General features: G+C 58.3%; 8 protein-coding genes, 1 tRNA gene and 2 pseudogenes. 7 read left to right on the forward strand and 4 right to left on the reverse strand.

Features of this window, described 5'->3' with window-relative positions:
- Positions 1–407 precede the first annotated feature (407 nt).
- Both FFH21_RS12625 and FFH21_RS12630 read right to left on the reverse strand, forming a co-directional pair.
- Complete coding sequence (locus tag FFH21_RS12625) at positions 408–1,082, reverse strand: response regulator (protein ID WP_041924791.1); 675 nt, start codon at positions 1,080–1,082, stop codon at positions 408–410.
- A gap of 5 nt (positions 1,083–1,087) precedes the next feature.
- Positions 1,088–2,479, reverse strand: a complete 1,392-nt coding sequence (locus FFH21_RS12630) for an ATP-binding protein (protein ID WP_011168536.1) — start codon at positions 2,477–2,479, stop codon at positions 1,088–1,090.
- 144 nt (positions 2,480–2,623) lie between these two features.
- Between FFH21_RS12630 and FFH21_RS12635 the strand changes: the two genes are divergently transcribed.
- From FFH21_RS12635 to FFH21_RS12655, 5 genes are all read left to right on the forward strand, one after another.
- Positions 2,624–3,832: an efflux RND transporter periplasmic adaptor subunit gene (locus tag FFH21_RS12635; RefSeq protein ID WP_011168537.1), complete on the forward strand. Its 1,209-nt coding sequence runs from the start codon at positions 2,624–2,626 to the stop codon at positions 3,830–3,832.
- Between the two features lie 2 nt (positions 3,833–3,834).
- A complete protein-coding gene (locus tag FFH21_RS12640) occupies positions 3,835–6,981 on the forward strand; it encodes an efflux RND transporter permease subunit (protein WP_011168538.1) in 3,147 nt (1,048 codons plus the stop codon).
- Positions 6,981–8,390, forward strand: a complete 1,410-nt coding sequence (locus FFH21_RS12645; RefSeq protein WP_011168539.1) for an efflux transporter outer membrane subunit — start codon at positions 6,981–6,983, stop codon at positions 8,388–8,390. Before FFH21_RS12640 ends, FFH21_RS12645 begins: the two co-directional genes overlap by 1 nt.
- Positions 8,391–8,504: 114 nt before the next feature.
- On the forward strand, positions 8,505–10,244 hold the full coding sequence (locus tag FFH21_RS12650; protein WP_011168540.1) for a tannase/feruloyl esterase family alpha/beta hydrolase: 1,740 nt from the start codon (positions 8,505–8,507) through the stop codon (positions 10,242–10,244).
- Between the two features lie 200 nt (positions 10,245–10,444).
- Positions 10,445–10,518, forward strand: a tRNA-Cys gene (locus FFH21_RS12655).
- Between the two features lie 86 nt (positions 10,519–10,604).
- Here FFH21_RS12655 and FFH21_RS12660 read toward each other — a convergent pair.
- Positions 10,605–10,982 (reverse strand): YceK/YidQ family lipoprotein, encoded by a 378-nt coding sequence (locus FFH21_RS12660; RefSeq protein ID WP_011168541.1) that lies wholly within the window; start codon positions 10,980–10,982, stop codon positions 10,605–10,607.
- Positions 10,983–11,175: 193 nt separating this feature from the next.
- Here FFH21_RS12660 and FFH21_RS12665 point away from each other — a divergent pair, with 193 nt between their 5' ends.
- Positions 11,176–11,829: a cysteine hydrolase family protein gene (locus FFH21_RS12665; protein ID WP_004665269.1), complete on the forward strand. Its 654-nt coding sequence runs from the start codon at positions 11,176–11,178 to the stop codon at positions 11,827–11,829.
- 212 nt (positions 11,830–12,041) lie between these two features.
- Positions 12,042–12,473, forward strand: a pseudogene (locus FFH21_RS12670) (2-oxoglutarate and iron-dependent oxygenase domain-containing protein); the annotation flags it as partial.
- A gap of 765 nt (positions 12,474–13,238) precedes the next feature.
- Here FFH21_RS12670 and FFH21_RS12680 read toward each other — a convergent pair.
- Positions 13,239–13,478, reverse strand: a pseudogene (locus FFH21_RS12680) (tyrosine-type recombinase/integrase); the annotation flags it as partial.
- Positions 13,479–13,539 lie beyond the last annotated feature (61 nt).

Raw genomic sequence — 13,539 nt, forward strand, 5'->3', positions numbered from 1 at the left:
GGAGCGTGCGGAACGATAATCCCGACTATCGTGCGTCGCTCTGCGTCGCATGCCGTTCTGGACGTTCTGCGTCCGGTCTTGAGGTTGCGGCGCGGTGCAGATCTGTGACGCGGAGCGTCACGAACGGCATTCCCACGCTGGAGCGTGCGGAACGATAATCCCGACTATCGTGCGGCGCTCCGCGTCGCATGCAGTTCTGGACGCTCTGCGTCCGGTCTTGAGGTTGCGGCGCGGCGCAGATTTGTGACGCGGAGCGTCACGAACGGCATTCCCACGCTGGAGCGTGCGGAACGATCATCGTAACTATCGTGCGTCGCTCTGCGTCGCATGCCGTTCTGGACGCTCCGCGTCCGATGTTGGGTGCTTGGAACGGCATGGATGATGACGTGTGCTCAACGCTGTGACGGTCAAAGCTCGAGCTTGTAGCCCACGCCGTAAAGCGACTGGATCGGGTCCTGACCAGGACAGGCCTGCTCCAGTTTGCGACGCAGGTTGCGGATGTGGCTGTCCACCGTGCGGTCGGTTACTACGCGATGATCCGAGTAGAGCCGGTCCAGCAGATGGTCTCGGGAAAAGACCCGACCCGGTGAGCGGGCGAAAGTGGCCAGCAGACGCAGCTCAACCGGGGTCAGGTCCAGGCTGACACCATTGAACGAGGCTTGATAATGCGCTTCGTCCACCTGCAAACCCTTGGGCGTGTGCGGGTCGGTTGAGGAAGTGCGACGCAGTATTGCCTTGACGCGGGCGACCATCTCCCGCGGGCTGAACGGTTTGCAGATGTAGTCATCCGCACCGAGGTCCAGGCCCAGCAAACGATCGATTTCCTCGACCCGCGCGGTGATCATGACAATGGGCACGGCGCTGAAACTGCGCAGCTCCCTGCAGATGTCCATGCCATCGCGACCGGGCAGCATGATATCCAGCAGGATCAGTTGCGGCGGCTGGGCTCTGACTGCTGGCACCACCTCCAGACCGTTGCTCAGGCAGTGGGTCGAATAACCGGCAGCGATCAGGTAGTCGCGCATCAGCGATGCCAGTTTGGGTTCGTCTTCGACAATGAGAATCGGCGTTTCGGTGGTCATGGAGGTCATGGTCGCAGCCGTCCAGGCAGACACAGGGTCAGCCAGAGGCCGCCTGTGGGCGAGTGTTCGGCGCTGAGGCTGCCGCCGTGGGCGAGGGCGATGCTGTGACAGATCGCCAGCCCCAGACCCGCACCACCGCTGGCGCGGTTACGCGATGTTTCACCGCAATAGAAGCGTTCGAACAGCCTGGGCAATTGTGCTGGATCGACGCCGGGGCCGGAATCCATGACTTCGATACACACTTCATCATCGCGCATGGCTGCGCGAACCTGCACCGTGCCACCGGCATCGGTGTAGCGCACCGAGTTTTCCAGCAGGTTGCTGATCAACTGTTGCAGGCGGCCTGGGTCTGCGTGTACCGACAAGGGGTGAGTCGCAAGTTCCAGCTGCAAACTCAATTGACGCGCGGCGCAACGCTCCTCGAACATCTCAGTGATGTTTGTCAGCAGCTCTGCCAGGTCACAGTCGACCTTGCGGTAGGTCAGGGCGCCCACATCCGCCAGCGACAATTCGTAGAGATCATCCACCAGCTTGCTGAGCATGCCGACTTCACCCTGTAGCGACTTCATCAATGCCTGATCCAGGGTGTGCACGCCATCCTCGATGGCTTCCAGTTCGCCACGCAGTACCGACAGTGGGGTGCGCAGCTCATGGGAGACATCGGCCATGAATTCCCGGCGCATCTTTTCATTGCGCTCCAGGGTATAGGCCAGCTGATTGAAGTCGCGAGCCAATTGGCCTACCTCGTCATTGGAGGAAACCGCCACGCGGCTGCTGTATTCCCCGGCGGCGAGCCGATGGGTTGCAGCGGCCACACGCTTGACCGGGTCGAGCAGCGTGCGGGCAATCCACCAGGCAATCAGCACGGCCAGCAGCAGCGACAGCACACCCATCGCCAGGCTGGCGCGCAGCTGATACTGCTGAAAGCGCTCGCCACCCGCTTCACTGACGCTCTGAAAGGGTGTGACGGCCAGCCAGCCCACGATTTTGCCGGCGACTTCCACCGGGCGCATGAACTCATCGTCATGCACGCCCGGAAACCCCATTACCAGGTTCTTCTGCGCATCCAGCAGGGCGATTCGAAACACTGCACCAGTCAGATCGGAAGTGGGTGGTGTTGCCAGTCCGGGAATGGCGAAGTCCTGTGCGGGCTCCGGGCGCATCACCTCAAACCAGCGATCCTTGTTGTCACGCATGAACTCCCAACTGCCTTCGCGAGCATAGGCCACGGCCAGCCGCGGCAGGACCGGCGACATACGCTGCATGGCCTGCTCGTTGAGATAACCCAGAAAGCCACGGGCAAAACTCCAGTTCGCAGTCAGACCCATGATCAGGATCACTGACAGCACGCTGGCCAGTACCGCGACAAATAATTTGGTGGAGATGCTCGATTTCATGAAGGCTCGGGTTTTCCCTGAAGACGGCGTCCATTTAGGCCTTCGTGACCGCAAGTTTCAAGTCGGCGCAGCAATCTTCAATTTTCCTGCACATTTGCCTCGCACTCTGACATCAGGCTTTCGCCACAACGTCCTGAGGCAAACATGTCGAGCAAGATTTTCGCCAAATACCTGATAACGGTGACCTTTGTCATCTACGCAGCCCTTATCAGTCTTCTGAGCGGTTGTTCGGCGGATGATCCGCCGCCCGCTGCGCCAAAACCAAGCGTGTCGGTCATCACTGTCCAGCCGCGCAGCCAGGCGCTGACCACCGAGCTGGCGGGGCGCACTCAAGCGTTCATGGTCGCAGAGATACGGCCGCAGGTCAGTGGCATCGTTCAGCAGCGGCTGTTCGTCGAGGGGGCAGACGTCAAGGCCGGCCAGCCTTTGTATCAGCTCGACAGTGCGACCTACCAGGCTGCGCTGGCGGAGTCACAGGCCACGCTCGCCAAGTCCCGTGCCACGCTCAAATCGGCGCAGGCGACCGCCAGGCGAGATATTGGACTGGCAAAGATAGATGCCATCAGCCAGCAGGATAAAGAAGACGCCGAGGCCAGTCTGTTGACCGCTGCGGCGGAGGTAAAAGTGGCGGAGGCCGATGTGCAGACCGCGCGCATCAACCTGGCTTACACACGTATTACCGCGCCCATCAGTGGCCGTATCGAGACCTCGACCGTCACCCCCGGTGCATTGGTGGTGGCCCAGCAGGACACGGCGCTGACCACGGTTCAGCAACTGGACCCGATTTACGTCGATGTCACGCAGTCCACCACCGAGTTGCTGCGTCTCAAGCGCGACCTGGCCAGCGGAAAGCTGCAAACCAACGGCGATGGGCAAGCCCGAATCACCCTTAAGCTGGATGACGGCAGCACTTATAACCACGACGGCCGCTTGCAATTCAGTGGCGTCAGCGTCAATGAAGGCACCGGCACCGGCACCGTGACGCTGCGTGCCAGCTTTGCCAACCCCGAGCGGCTGTTGCTGCCGGGCATGTACGTGGTAGCGGTGCTGGAGCAGGCGCAGGATCAAAATGCGATCCTGATTCCGCAAAAAGCCGTCAGCCGCAGTGCCAGCGGCCAGACCACAGTGTTGCTGGTGGTTGACGGCAGGATCGAGCAGCGGGTGATCAGTGTCGACCGCACAGTGGGCAACCAGTGGTGGGTGAGCAGCGGGCTCAAGGCCAATGAGCAGGTGGTGGTCGAGGGCGGGCAGAAAACGCCGGTGGGCACCGAAGTCAGTGTTCAGAACGCCGACAGCCCGAATTCGCCATCGCCGAGCGGCACTGTCGCTGCCACTGACGTGAAGGAGCACTGAACATGGCTCGTTTCTTCATTGATCGCCCCATCTTCGCCTGGGTCATTGCCATTTGCATCATGTTCGCCGGCGGGTTGTCCATCAGCCAGCTGCCACTTGAGCAATACCCCAATATCGCGCCACCGACGGTAAAGATCTCGGCCACCTACACTGGCGCATCGGCCAAGACCGTCGAAGACTCGGTTACCCAGGTCATCGAGCAGCAGATGAAGGGGCTGGACCGGCTGACTTATATGTCCGCCTCCAGCAGCTCTGCGGGCAGTGCGAGCATCAACCTGACCTTCGCCGCAGGCACCGACCCTGATGTGGCGCAGATGCAGGTGCAGAACAAGCTGCAACAGGCTGAATCACGTTTGCCGCAAAGCGTGCAGAGTGAAGGTTTGACGGTGACCAAGGGCAGTTCCGATTTTCTGATGCTGGTTGCCTTGGCATCCGATAACGAAAGTGTCACGGGTACGCAGATAGGTGATTACATTTCCAGCACGCTGCTCGACCAACTCAGCCGTGTGGATGGCGTCGGCGACGTGCAGACTCTGGGTTCGGGTTACGCCATGCGTATCTGGCTGGACCCGGCCAGGCTGGAAAAGTACGCACTGATGCCCTCCGACATCAGCTCGGCGCTGGAGGCGCAGAACACCGAAGTCTCGGCAGGCCAGTTGGGCGCTTTGCCTGCGGTGACCGGCCAGCAACTGAACGCGACCATCAGCGGCCGCAGCAAGCTGCAGACGCCTGAGCAGTTCGAGAACGTGGTCGTCAAATCTTCCAGTGACGGCGCTGTCGTGCTTCTGCGCGATGTGGCGCGGGTGGAACTGGGCAGCGAGAGCTACGATATCAATTCGGCGCTCAATGGCAGGCCTGCGGCGGCAATGGGCATTCAACTGGCGTCAGGCGCAAACGCGCTGAGCGTTGGCGAAGCGATCAAGGCCAAACTCAAGGAACTGGAACCGTTCTACCCTACGCAGATGCAACTGAAGACGGTGATTGCCTATGACACGACACCGTTCGTGAGCCTGTCGATCAAAGAGGTGGTGAAGTCGCTGGGTGAGGCGATCGTACTGGTGGTGCTGATCATGTTTCTGTTCATGCAGAACCTGCGCGCCACGCTGATTCCGGCGATTACTGTGCCGGTGGTGCTGCTGGGCACCTTCGGCGTCCTGGCGCTGTTCGGTTATTCGATCAATACCCTGACCATGTTTGCCATGGTCCTGGCCATCGGCCTGCTGGTCGACGATGCGATTGTGGTGGTGGAAAACGTCGAGCGGGTCATGAGCGAAGAGCAACTGAGCCCGCTGGAGGCGACCCGCAAATCGATGGATGAAATTACCAGTGCGCTGATCGGCATCGCGCTGGTGCTGAGCGCCGTATTCATCCCGATGGCCTTTTTCAGCGGCTCCACCGGGATTATCTACCGGCAGTTTTCGGTGACTATCGTTTCGGCCATGCTGCTCTCTGTACTGGTTGCAATGACCCTGACGCCAGCGTTGTGCGCAACGATGCTTAAAGCCTCGGATGCTCAGTTGCATGCACAACGGGGCGGCTTTTTCGGCCGGTTCAACCGTTCCTTCGACCGCAGCGCCGACCGTTACCAGCGAGGCGTAAGCGGTGTGATCAACCATCGCGGGCGGGCTCTGCTGGTGTACGTGCTGGTGCTGGTGACCATGGCGGTGGGTTATGTCAGCCTGCCCACATCGTTTTTGCCGGATGAGGACCAGGGCGCGCTGATGGCGCAGATCCAGCTGCCGGTAGGCGCTACCGACAGCCGTACGCAAGCGGTTATGAGGCAGTTCGAGACCTACATGCTCAAGCAGCCGGAGGTCGAGGCACTGATCAGTATCTCCGGGCTGGGGATGGGCGGTAACAGCCAGAACACTGCCAGGGCGTTCATCAAGCTCAAGGACTGGAGCGAGCGCTCCGGCAAGGGGCAGGGCGCAGCGCAGGTGGCTCAGCGGGCAACGCTGGCGCTGGCAAGCATTGGCGACGCCAGCGTGTTTGTCATGCAACCGCCTGCGGTGCGCGGGCTGGGGCAGAGTTCGGGGTTTGATGTGCAGCTCAAGGACCTTGGCGGCGTGGGGCATGAGGCGCTGGTCGCGGCACGCGAGCAGTTTATCGAGCTGGCGAAGAAGGACCCGAGCTTGCTGGGCGTGCGCAGCAACGGCCTGGACGACACCCCACAGTTAAAAGTGACCATCGATGACCGCAAGGCCGGTGCGCTGAGCCTGTCTACCAGCGACATCAATTCGACCCTGTCCACTGCGCTGGGTGGCAGCTACATCAATGACTTCCTCAACCAGGGGCGAGTGAAGAAAGTCTACGTGCAGGGCGAGGCTGCTTCGCGCATGCAATCAGCCGATCTGAACCACTGGTTCGTGCGCAACAGCAATGACGAAATGGTCCCGTTCTCGTCGTTTGCCCGCAGTAGCTGGAGCTATGGCTCGCCCTTGTTGGAACGCTACAACGGCAATTCGTCGCTTGAAGTGGTGGGTGATCCTGCGCCGGGTGTCAGCTCGGGCACGGCAATGGATGCCGTTGAAGCAATCATCAAGCAGCTTCCCGAAGGCATCGGTTACGAATGGACCGGACAGTCCTACCAGCTGCGTTTGTCCGGCTCTCAGGCACCCATGCTCTACGCGGTTTCAGTGCTGTTTGTGTTCCTCTGCCTGGCGGCCTTGTATGAAAGCTGGTCAGTACCGTTTTCGGTCATGCTCGTGGTGCCTCTGGGCGTTGTCGGCGCGGTTCTGGCGACACGGCTCAGCGGTTTGAGCAATGACGTGTACTTTCAGGTCGGGCTGTTGACCACCGTGGGCCTGGCGGCAAAGAACGCGATTCTGATCGTCGAGTTCGCCAAGCATCTTCAGGAACAGGGAAAAAGCCTGCGTGACGCCACCCTCATTGCTGCCCGGCAACGCCTGCGCCCGATTCTTATGACCTCGCTGGCGTTCATGTTCGGTGTACTGCCGTTGGCCCTCAGCACCGGCGCAGGCTCGGCTGGGCGCAATGCAATCGGCACTGGCGTGCTGGGCGGTATGTTCAGCGCCACCGTGCTGGGTATTTTCCTGGTGCCGCTGTTCTTCGTCGAAGTCCGTCGCCGCTTCAGTCGTTCTGCTGGCAATGCTCCGGTTGCCCAATCCACATCTACAGGTGAAGCATGATGCGTCTTTTCTGGCCCTCGCTGGCTGTCACGGCGCTGCTCACGGGCTGCGTCAACCTGGCTCCGGATTATCAACGCCCCGAAGCGCCTGTATCGAGCCAATGGCTGCCGGCGACGGCGAGCCAACCTGTCGCGTCAGGTAGCGTGCCCACGGATATCGACTGGCAGAACTTTTTCACCGACAAGCGTTTGATACGTCTGCAAACCCTGGCGTTGGTCAATAACCGTGATCTGCGCCTGGCCAGCCTGAATGTCGAGAAAGCCCAGGCTCAATACCGTATCGAGTGTGCAGCGAGCCTGCCGACCATTGATGCCAGCGGCAGCGGCACGCATACACGCACGCCGTCATCGACCTCAATGACCGGAAAGTCGTCGATCAGCCATGAGTACAGCGCGCAACTAGGCTTGAGCAGCTATGAACTGGATGTGTTCGGGCGTATCCAGAACCTTCAGGACGAAGCGCTCGAGGATTACCTGGCCTTGACCGAAACCCGGCGCAGCACGCAGATCAGCCTGATTGCCGAAGTCGCGACCGGCTGGCTCACCCTGGCTGCCGACAACCAGCTTTTGAAACTGGCTGAAGATACGCTGGCCAGCCAGCAGCAAAGCTACGACCTCACCAGAAGCAGCCATGCTCTGGGCGGCTCTTCCGGCCTGGAAGTGGCTCAGGCGCAAACCACGGTAGAGTCGGCGAGGGGCGATGTGGCGCAGTATAAAAGCCAGATTCTTCAGGACCGCAACGCCCTGCGCCTGCTGGTGGGCAGCGATCTGCCGGAGGAGCTTCTGCCCACTGCCGACGTGCCATCCGTGGCGCAACTGGTGCAGGTGCCGGACGAACTGCCTTCCAGCCTGCTGCAACGTCGTCCGGATGTGCTGAGCGCCGAACACAGCCTCAAAGCAGCGAACATCGACATTGGCGCAGCGCGTGCCGCGTTCTTCCCCAGCATCACCCTCACCGCCAATGCAGGCTCTGCCAGTACCAGCCTGTCAGGTCTGTTCACGTCCGGGAGCGGCTCATGGAGCTTTGCGCCGAGCATCAGCGTGCCGATTTTCGATGGCGGGTCCAATCGGGCCACGCTTGACTCGGCCAAGGTGGAAAACCAGATTCAGATCCAGACCTATCAGCAGACGATTCAGACTGCGTTCAAAGAAGTGGCCGATGCACTGGCGGTGCGCAGCACGCTGGACGAGCGGGTGGCTGCACAACAGGCCTACACCGATGCCAGTCGCAAGAGCTACGAACTGGCCGATGCCCTGTATCGCGGCGGGTCGCAGAGTTATCTGGAGGCACTTGAGTCCCAGCGCTCGCTGTACAGTGCCGAGCAGGAGCTGATTTCCCTTCGCCTTACCGAGCAGAGCAACCGGGTAACGCTCTACAAGGTCATGGGCGGCGGATGGAATCCGGGGTGACTTTTTCTACTAGCCTTTGAATAATTGCCTCGCTTAAACGTTTTACCCTTACCTGCAGTGCGGTCATTTAGGTGCTCGCACTGTGGTTTTGATCCTTCATGAACAGGAGTTCTCATGAAACCCTCCCAGCCGAAGTACGTCCGCGCTCTGTCGCTGCTGGTCACTTCACTTATCATTCAGACGCCAGCCCAGGCTCGTACGCCGTCCTCTGCAACTGCCTACAACATTGCCCGGCTTGCGGTGGTCAAGCCGGTCAGCGCGTGCTCTGCGCTGACCGGCGTGGACCTCAACGATATCGGCGGGCAGGGCAGTCGTGTGCTATCGGCCAGTGAATCAATGCGCAACGATGTAGCAGTGTGTGCCGTGGAAGGCCGATTGGCACCGCAGATAAACTTCAGGCTTGAACTGCCTACCGGCACTTGGGCACAACGCTACCTGCAAGTCGGCTGCGGTGGGCTGTGTGGCAACATCAACTCGACCGTACGCGCCGCTGATGGCTGTAAGCCGCTTGATACCGGTGCATTTGCAGTAGCCTCCACCGACATGGGGCATCAGGCGGCAGATAACCATTTTGGCGACGACCCGCAGAAACGCGCCGATTTCGCTCACCGTGGCGTGCACCTCACCGCGCTGGCGTCGAAGAAACTGATCACTGCGTTTTATGGCCGCAAAGCCGAATACGCCTACTTCAGTGGCTGCTCGGACGGCGGCCGCGAGGCCCTGATCGAGGCCCAGCGTTACCCGGACGATTTCGACGGCATCATCGCCGGGGCTCCTGCGCTCAACTTTCAGGTACAGAAAACGCTGTACCACGGCTGGATGGCCCGCTCCAACCGAGGGGCAGACGGCAAGCCGATTCTGTTCGCGTCCAGACTGCCACTGCTGCACAAGGCCGTACTCGCCCAATGTGATGTGCTGGACGGGCAAATCGATGGCCTTGTATCCGACCCACGCATCTGCCACTTCGACCCCGCCGTACTGCAATGCAAGACAGCAGCCGACACTGCCAATTGCCTGAGCGCAGAAGAAGTGGCTGCTGTCAGACGTTTTTACGAGGGGCCGAAAGACCCTGTCAGTGGCGAACATTTGACCTTGGGCGGGCCGCAGCCTGGCTCGGAACTGGCCTGGGCGGGCGTATTCGTACCGGTCAGCGCCGATCAGCCCTTCTACAGCGAAACGGCTGCACTGGAGGCCATTCGCAATGTGGTGTTCGAAAAGAACCCGAGCGCGGATTTCGATCTGAACGCACTGAACTTCGACAAGAAAACCTTTGATCAACTACGCTCGCTGCATGCGCTATACGATGCCACCAACCCGGACCTGTCACCATTCGCCAGCCGCGGCGGCAAGCTGATTCTCTGGCACGGCTGGGCCGACCCGAACATCTCGCCGCTCAACACCCTGGCGTACCACGAGGCGGTCGAAGCACAGATGGGCAAGACACGCACCGAGGCGTTCTCACGGCTATATATGTTGCCCGGTGTTTATCACTGCGGCGGCGGGGAAGGGCCAAGCCTGGTTGATCTGCTGACGCCGATCATGGCCTGGGTTGAAAAAAGCCAGGCACCGGATGCGATTGTCGCCCGACAGGCAGGCCCCGAGAAGGCTGGCAACCGGCAGAGACCGCTGCCAAAAGCCCTGCCAGCATCGATGGTCAATGAAAACGTCGGTAATCGCGGACGTACCCGCAAGGTCTTCCCGTACCCGTTCATGGCCGAGTACGACCACAAAGGCTATTCGAAAAACGCGAACAGCTACCAGCGCGCCCAGCCATTGACCACGGAAAAAACACCGCACTGGATGGGGGCAGGCTTCTTCAAACCGTATGCGCCTCTGGAGCGTCAGGTTGATTAGCTGTTACACCTGCGCTCAGTGAGCGAATTATTTTCTCCTCGTTCTTGACATGACATGCGAAGCAGTACAGAATTGCGTCCATTCCTGAGCGAGGAATTGAAAAAAACCCTTTAGATTCAATGGGTTGGAAGCCAAAGAAATACCGGTTTCCCGCGAAATGAAAATACGTTTGATGTTTAAGTGAAGCATCTTTCGTTTGAGGCCGAGTAGCAAAATGGTTATGCAGCGGATTGCAAATCCGCCTACGCCGGTTCGATTCCGACCTCGGCCTCCACTATTCAAAGCCCCGCAGATTAACGTCTGCGGGGTTTTTTATTGGGCGCGATGAAAGTGATGGGGTCCGAAAACCGAGCTCAGCCGCTATTTAAAGCGGCTTTCGTTGATATAGCCGTATTGGTTTTGCTGATAAATCGTGTAAGGCAGGAGCAATGTATCTACGATGCCTGATAAGCCCATGTCCAGTAAAACCCACTCGGGAGCATTGGTCTTCTGATAAGCGCTACTCTGTTTGGGTTCTGCGTTCAGTTCACAGAAATCGAGCATGACCCCGCTGTAAACGCGCGGAATGGAGGAGCAATTTGATTTCCAGTCAGTGAGCTTTTCACCTGCGACGGAATCGGGCCTGAACGTTGTGTTGATTGTTCCGCATCCCGTCAAAGCAAGCGTGAGCAATAGAAGGCACTGAATTTTCAGATGAGGTACACACGACTCTTTTTGCGTTACGAAACCTGGCTTCATGACTACGTTCCTTGTGTTTTCAATGCAATTGGGACGGCAGAGCTAGCGCGCGAGGCACATGCCCGTCGGTGTTGCATGATCGCCGTGGGTGTTCAATGGATGGTTGTTTCGCCGGGAATTGATCTGTCACATGGAGCACGATTATTGCTTGCCATGCCCAACCAGCCTGTCAGGCATAGCCGAGGTAAACCCGATGAGCAAACCCCTTGTCCGATGGCCGATCAACCCGCTCAGAACGGCGGTCATTGTTGTAGACATGCAAAAAGTCTTTTGTGAGCCCACTGGAGCGTTGTACGTAAAAAGTACGGCGGATATCGTCCAGCCGATCCAGAAGCTGCTGCAGGCCGCACGAGCTGCTCAGGTGATGGTGATTTATCTGCGCCATATCGTGCGCGGCGATGGTTCGGACACCGGGCGCATGCGCGATTTGTACCCGAATGTGGACCAGATACTGGCACGGCATGATCCGGACGTTGAGGTTATCGAAGCGCTCGCGCCCCAGTCGGATGATGTGATTGTCGACAAGCTGTTCTACAGCGGCTTTCATAACACTGATCTGGACACGGTGCTGCGCGCGCGGGATGTCGATACGATCATTGTCTGCGGTACGGTCACCAACGTGTGTTGTGAAACCACGATCAGGGACGGCGTGCACCGGGAATACAAGGTTATCGCCCTGAGTGACGCCAATGCTGCAATGGACTACCCGGATGTCGGTTTTGGTGCAGTTTCAGCCGCAGACGTTCAGCGTATATCGCTGACAACTATTGCCTATGAGTTCGGAGAGGTCACCACGACCGCCGAGGTCATCCGGCGTATTGAAAGTGCGTATCCGCACGGGAGATAAATGTGCGCAGTTCTGGGCCGTTTTTCATCTGTGCGCATTCAAACCATGCGTTCCGTTTCAGACCGTTTGATCTGGCTTGAACGGTCGATACGGCTAACTGTTTGTATGAATTGTGAATTCTTGCAGTGGCATGCTTTCTGCTCTCGTCTCGCTGACCTTCACCCTTGCCGGTGAAACTTTCCCGCACCGTGTCAGCGAGAGGAAGCAGCCGTATGACTCTGCACTATGTGCCCATTATCAACCTGGCCCCTTATTTTTCAGGAGAACCGGACGGCAAGGCAGCCGTGGCGCAGGCAGTCAATCAAGCGTGTAAGGACATTGGGTTTCTGGCAATCACCGAGCACCAGATTCCCAAAGAGCTTATTGATAAGGTCTCCGGTTTGACCCGCCAGTTCTTTGATTTGCCGCTGGCGGAAAAACGCAAGGTTGATCGTCCCAGCCCGGAGATGGTGCGTGGGTACAGTGCGATAGCCGAGGAGAGCCTTTCATATTCTCTGGAAGAAAGTGCGCCGGGAGATCTGAAGGAATCCTTCTCCATCGGGCCAAGCAACGTGCCGAATGAAGATTATTACCACAACGCCGAAGCAGGTTCGCATTTCGCGCCGAATGTCTGGCCTGCTGAAGCGTTGTTGCCTGGGTTCAAACCCGACTGGCCTTGCGCCCAATCGGGTCTGAAGCTTCACCGATAGCTATTGAAAAGGCATGGCACCAGTGGTTGGCCTACAGCCGAGCATTCACTGCCTTTGTTGTATAGAGGCTGCATCAACGACCCCATGACAAAGCCAAATAAGATGGCCACTACTAAGTAGGCTTTGGCTCGTTCTTTCGGTTTATCAGTGTTGTCCATCCAAGCCCCGAGGGTTCGTAACTGACGGCCAGCGAGGTATAGGAGGCAAAAAGCCAGAGGAAGGGCGAAGCTCAAGATTCCAATTTCAAAGCCTGGTTTCATGTTCAAATCCTCATATTTGGATCCAATCTTATAAACAATCTGTTCTTCTCTTTCAACCCGAACTCCGCGAAACACTCAGTCTTCGGCGTAGTCGATGTTCATGACGGGAGACTCTCAAATTCTGTATGTGCATACAGTATTTGAGTCTTTCAGATTTGGGGAGTGGTGTTCGTCAGCAGGACGCCGGAGAAAGATTTTTTTGGAATTGCGGACCACGACTGTTTTTGCGGACCAAAACAAAAAGGGCCTACTGAGCAAAATGCCCCGTAAGCCCTTGATCTATATATGGTGCCCCGAGCCGGGGTCGAACCGGCACGTCCAAAGGACGAGGGATTTTAAGTCCGTAAACTTATCCTTTATAAACAGATAGTTAGCAATAATCCTGCACCGCATGACAGGGTAATTACCTGCCTTGCAGCCCTTTAAATTCAAGGGGGTAAAAATAATTGCGGTGCAGAATTCACTTGGTTGGAGTGACCTTTTTCCCGATCCGCATGCGGATATAATTCTCAGTCATGACCACTGTGGTGTGCCCGAGCTGATCGCGAGCTTGAAGGATATCGCCGCTCGACTCAGCCTTGTCCGTGCCGGCTTTCGCTCGCAGGTCTCGCATCTGAAACTCTCCCTTCTCAACACCGGCAGCTTCGCGTGCCGCGTCAAATCTCCCCCGCAACATACTGCTCGTCATGGGCTGGCCGTTATGGGTGCCAGTCAGTTATTGCGCATCAGCCTGCGCATTCATCTGCTTTGTTGCGTTGATG

Origin of the sequence: Pseudomonas sp. KBS0707, assembly GCF_005937945.2 — a bacterium.
Taxonomy (GTDB): Bacteria; Pseudomonadota; Gammaproteobacteria; order Pseudomonadales; family Pseudomonadaceae; genus Aquipseudomonas; species Aquipseudomonas amygdali.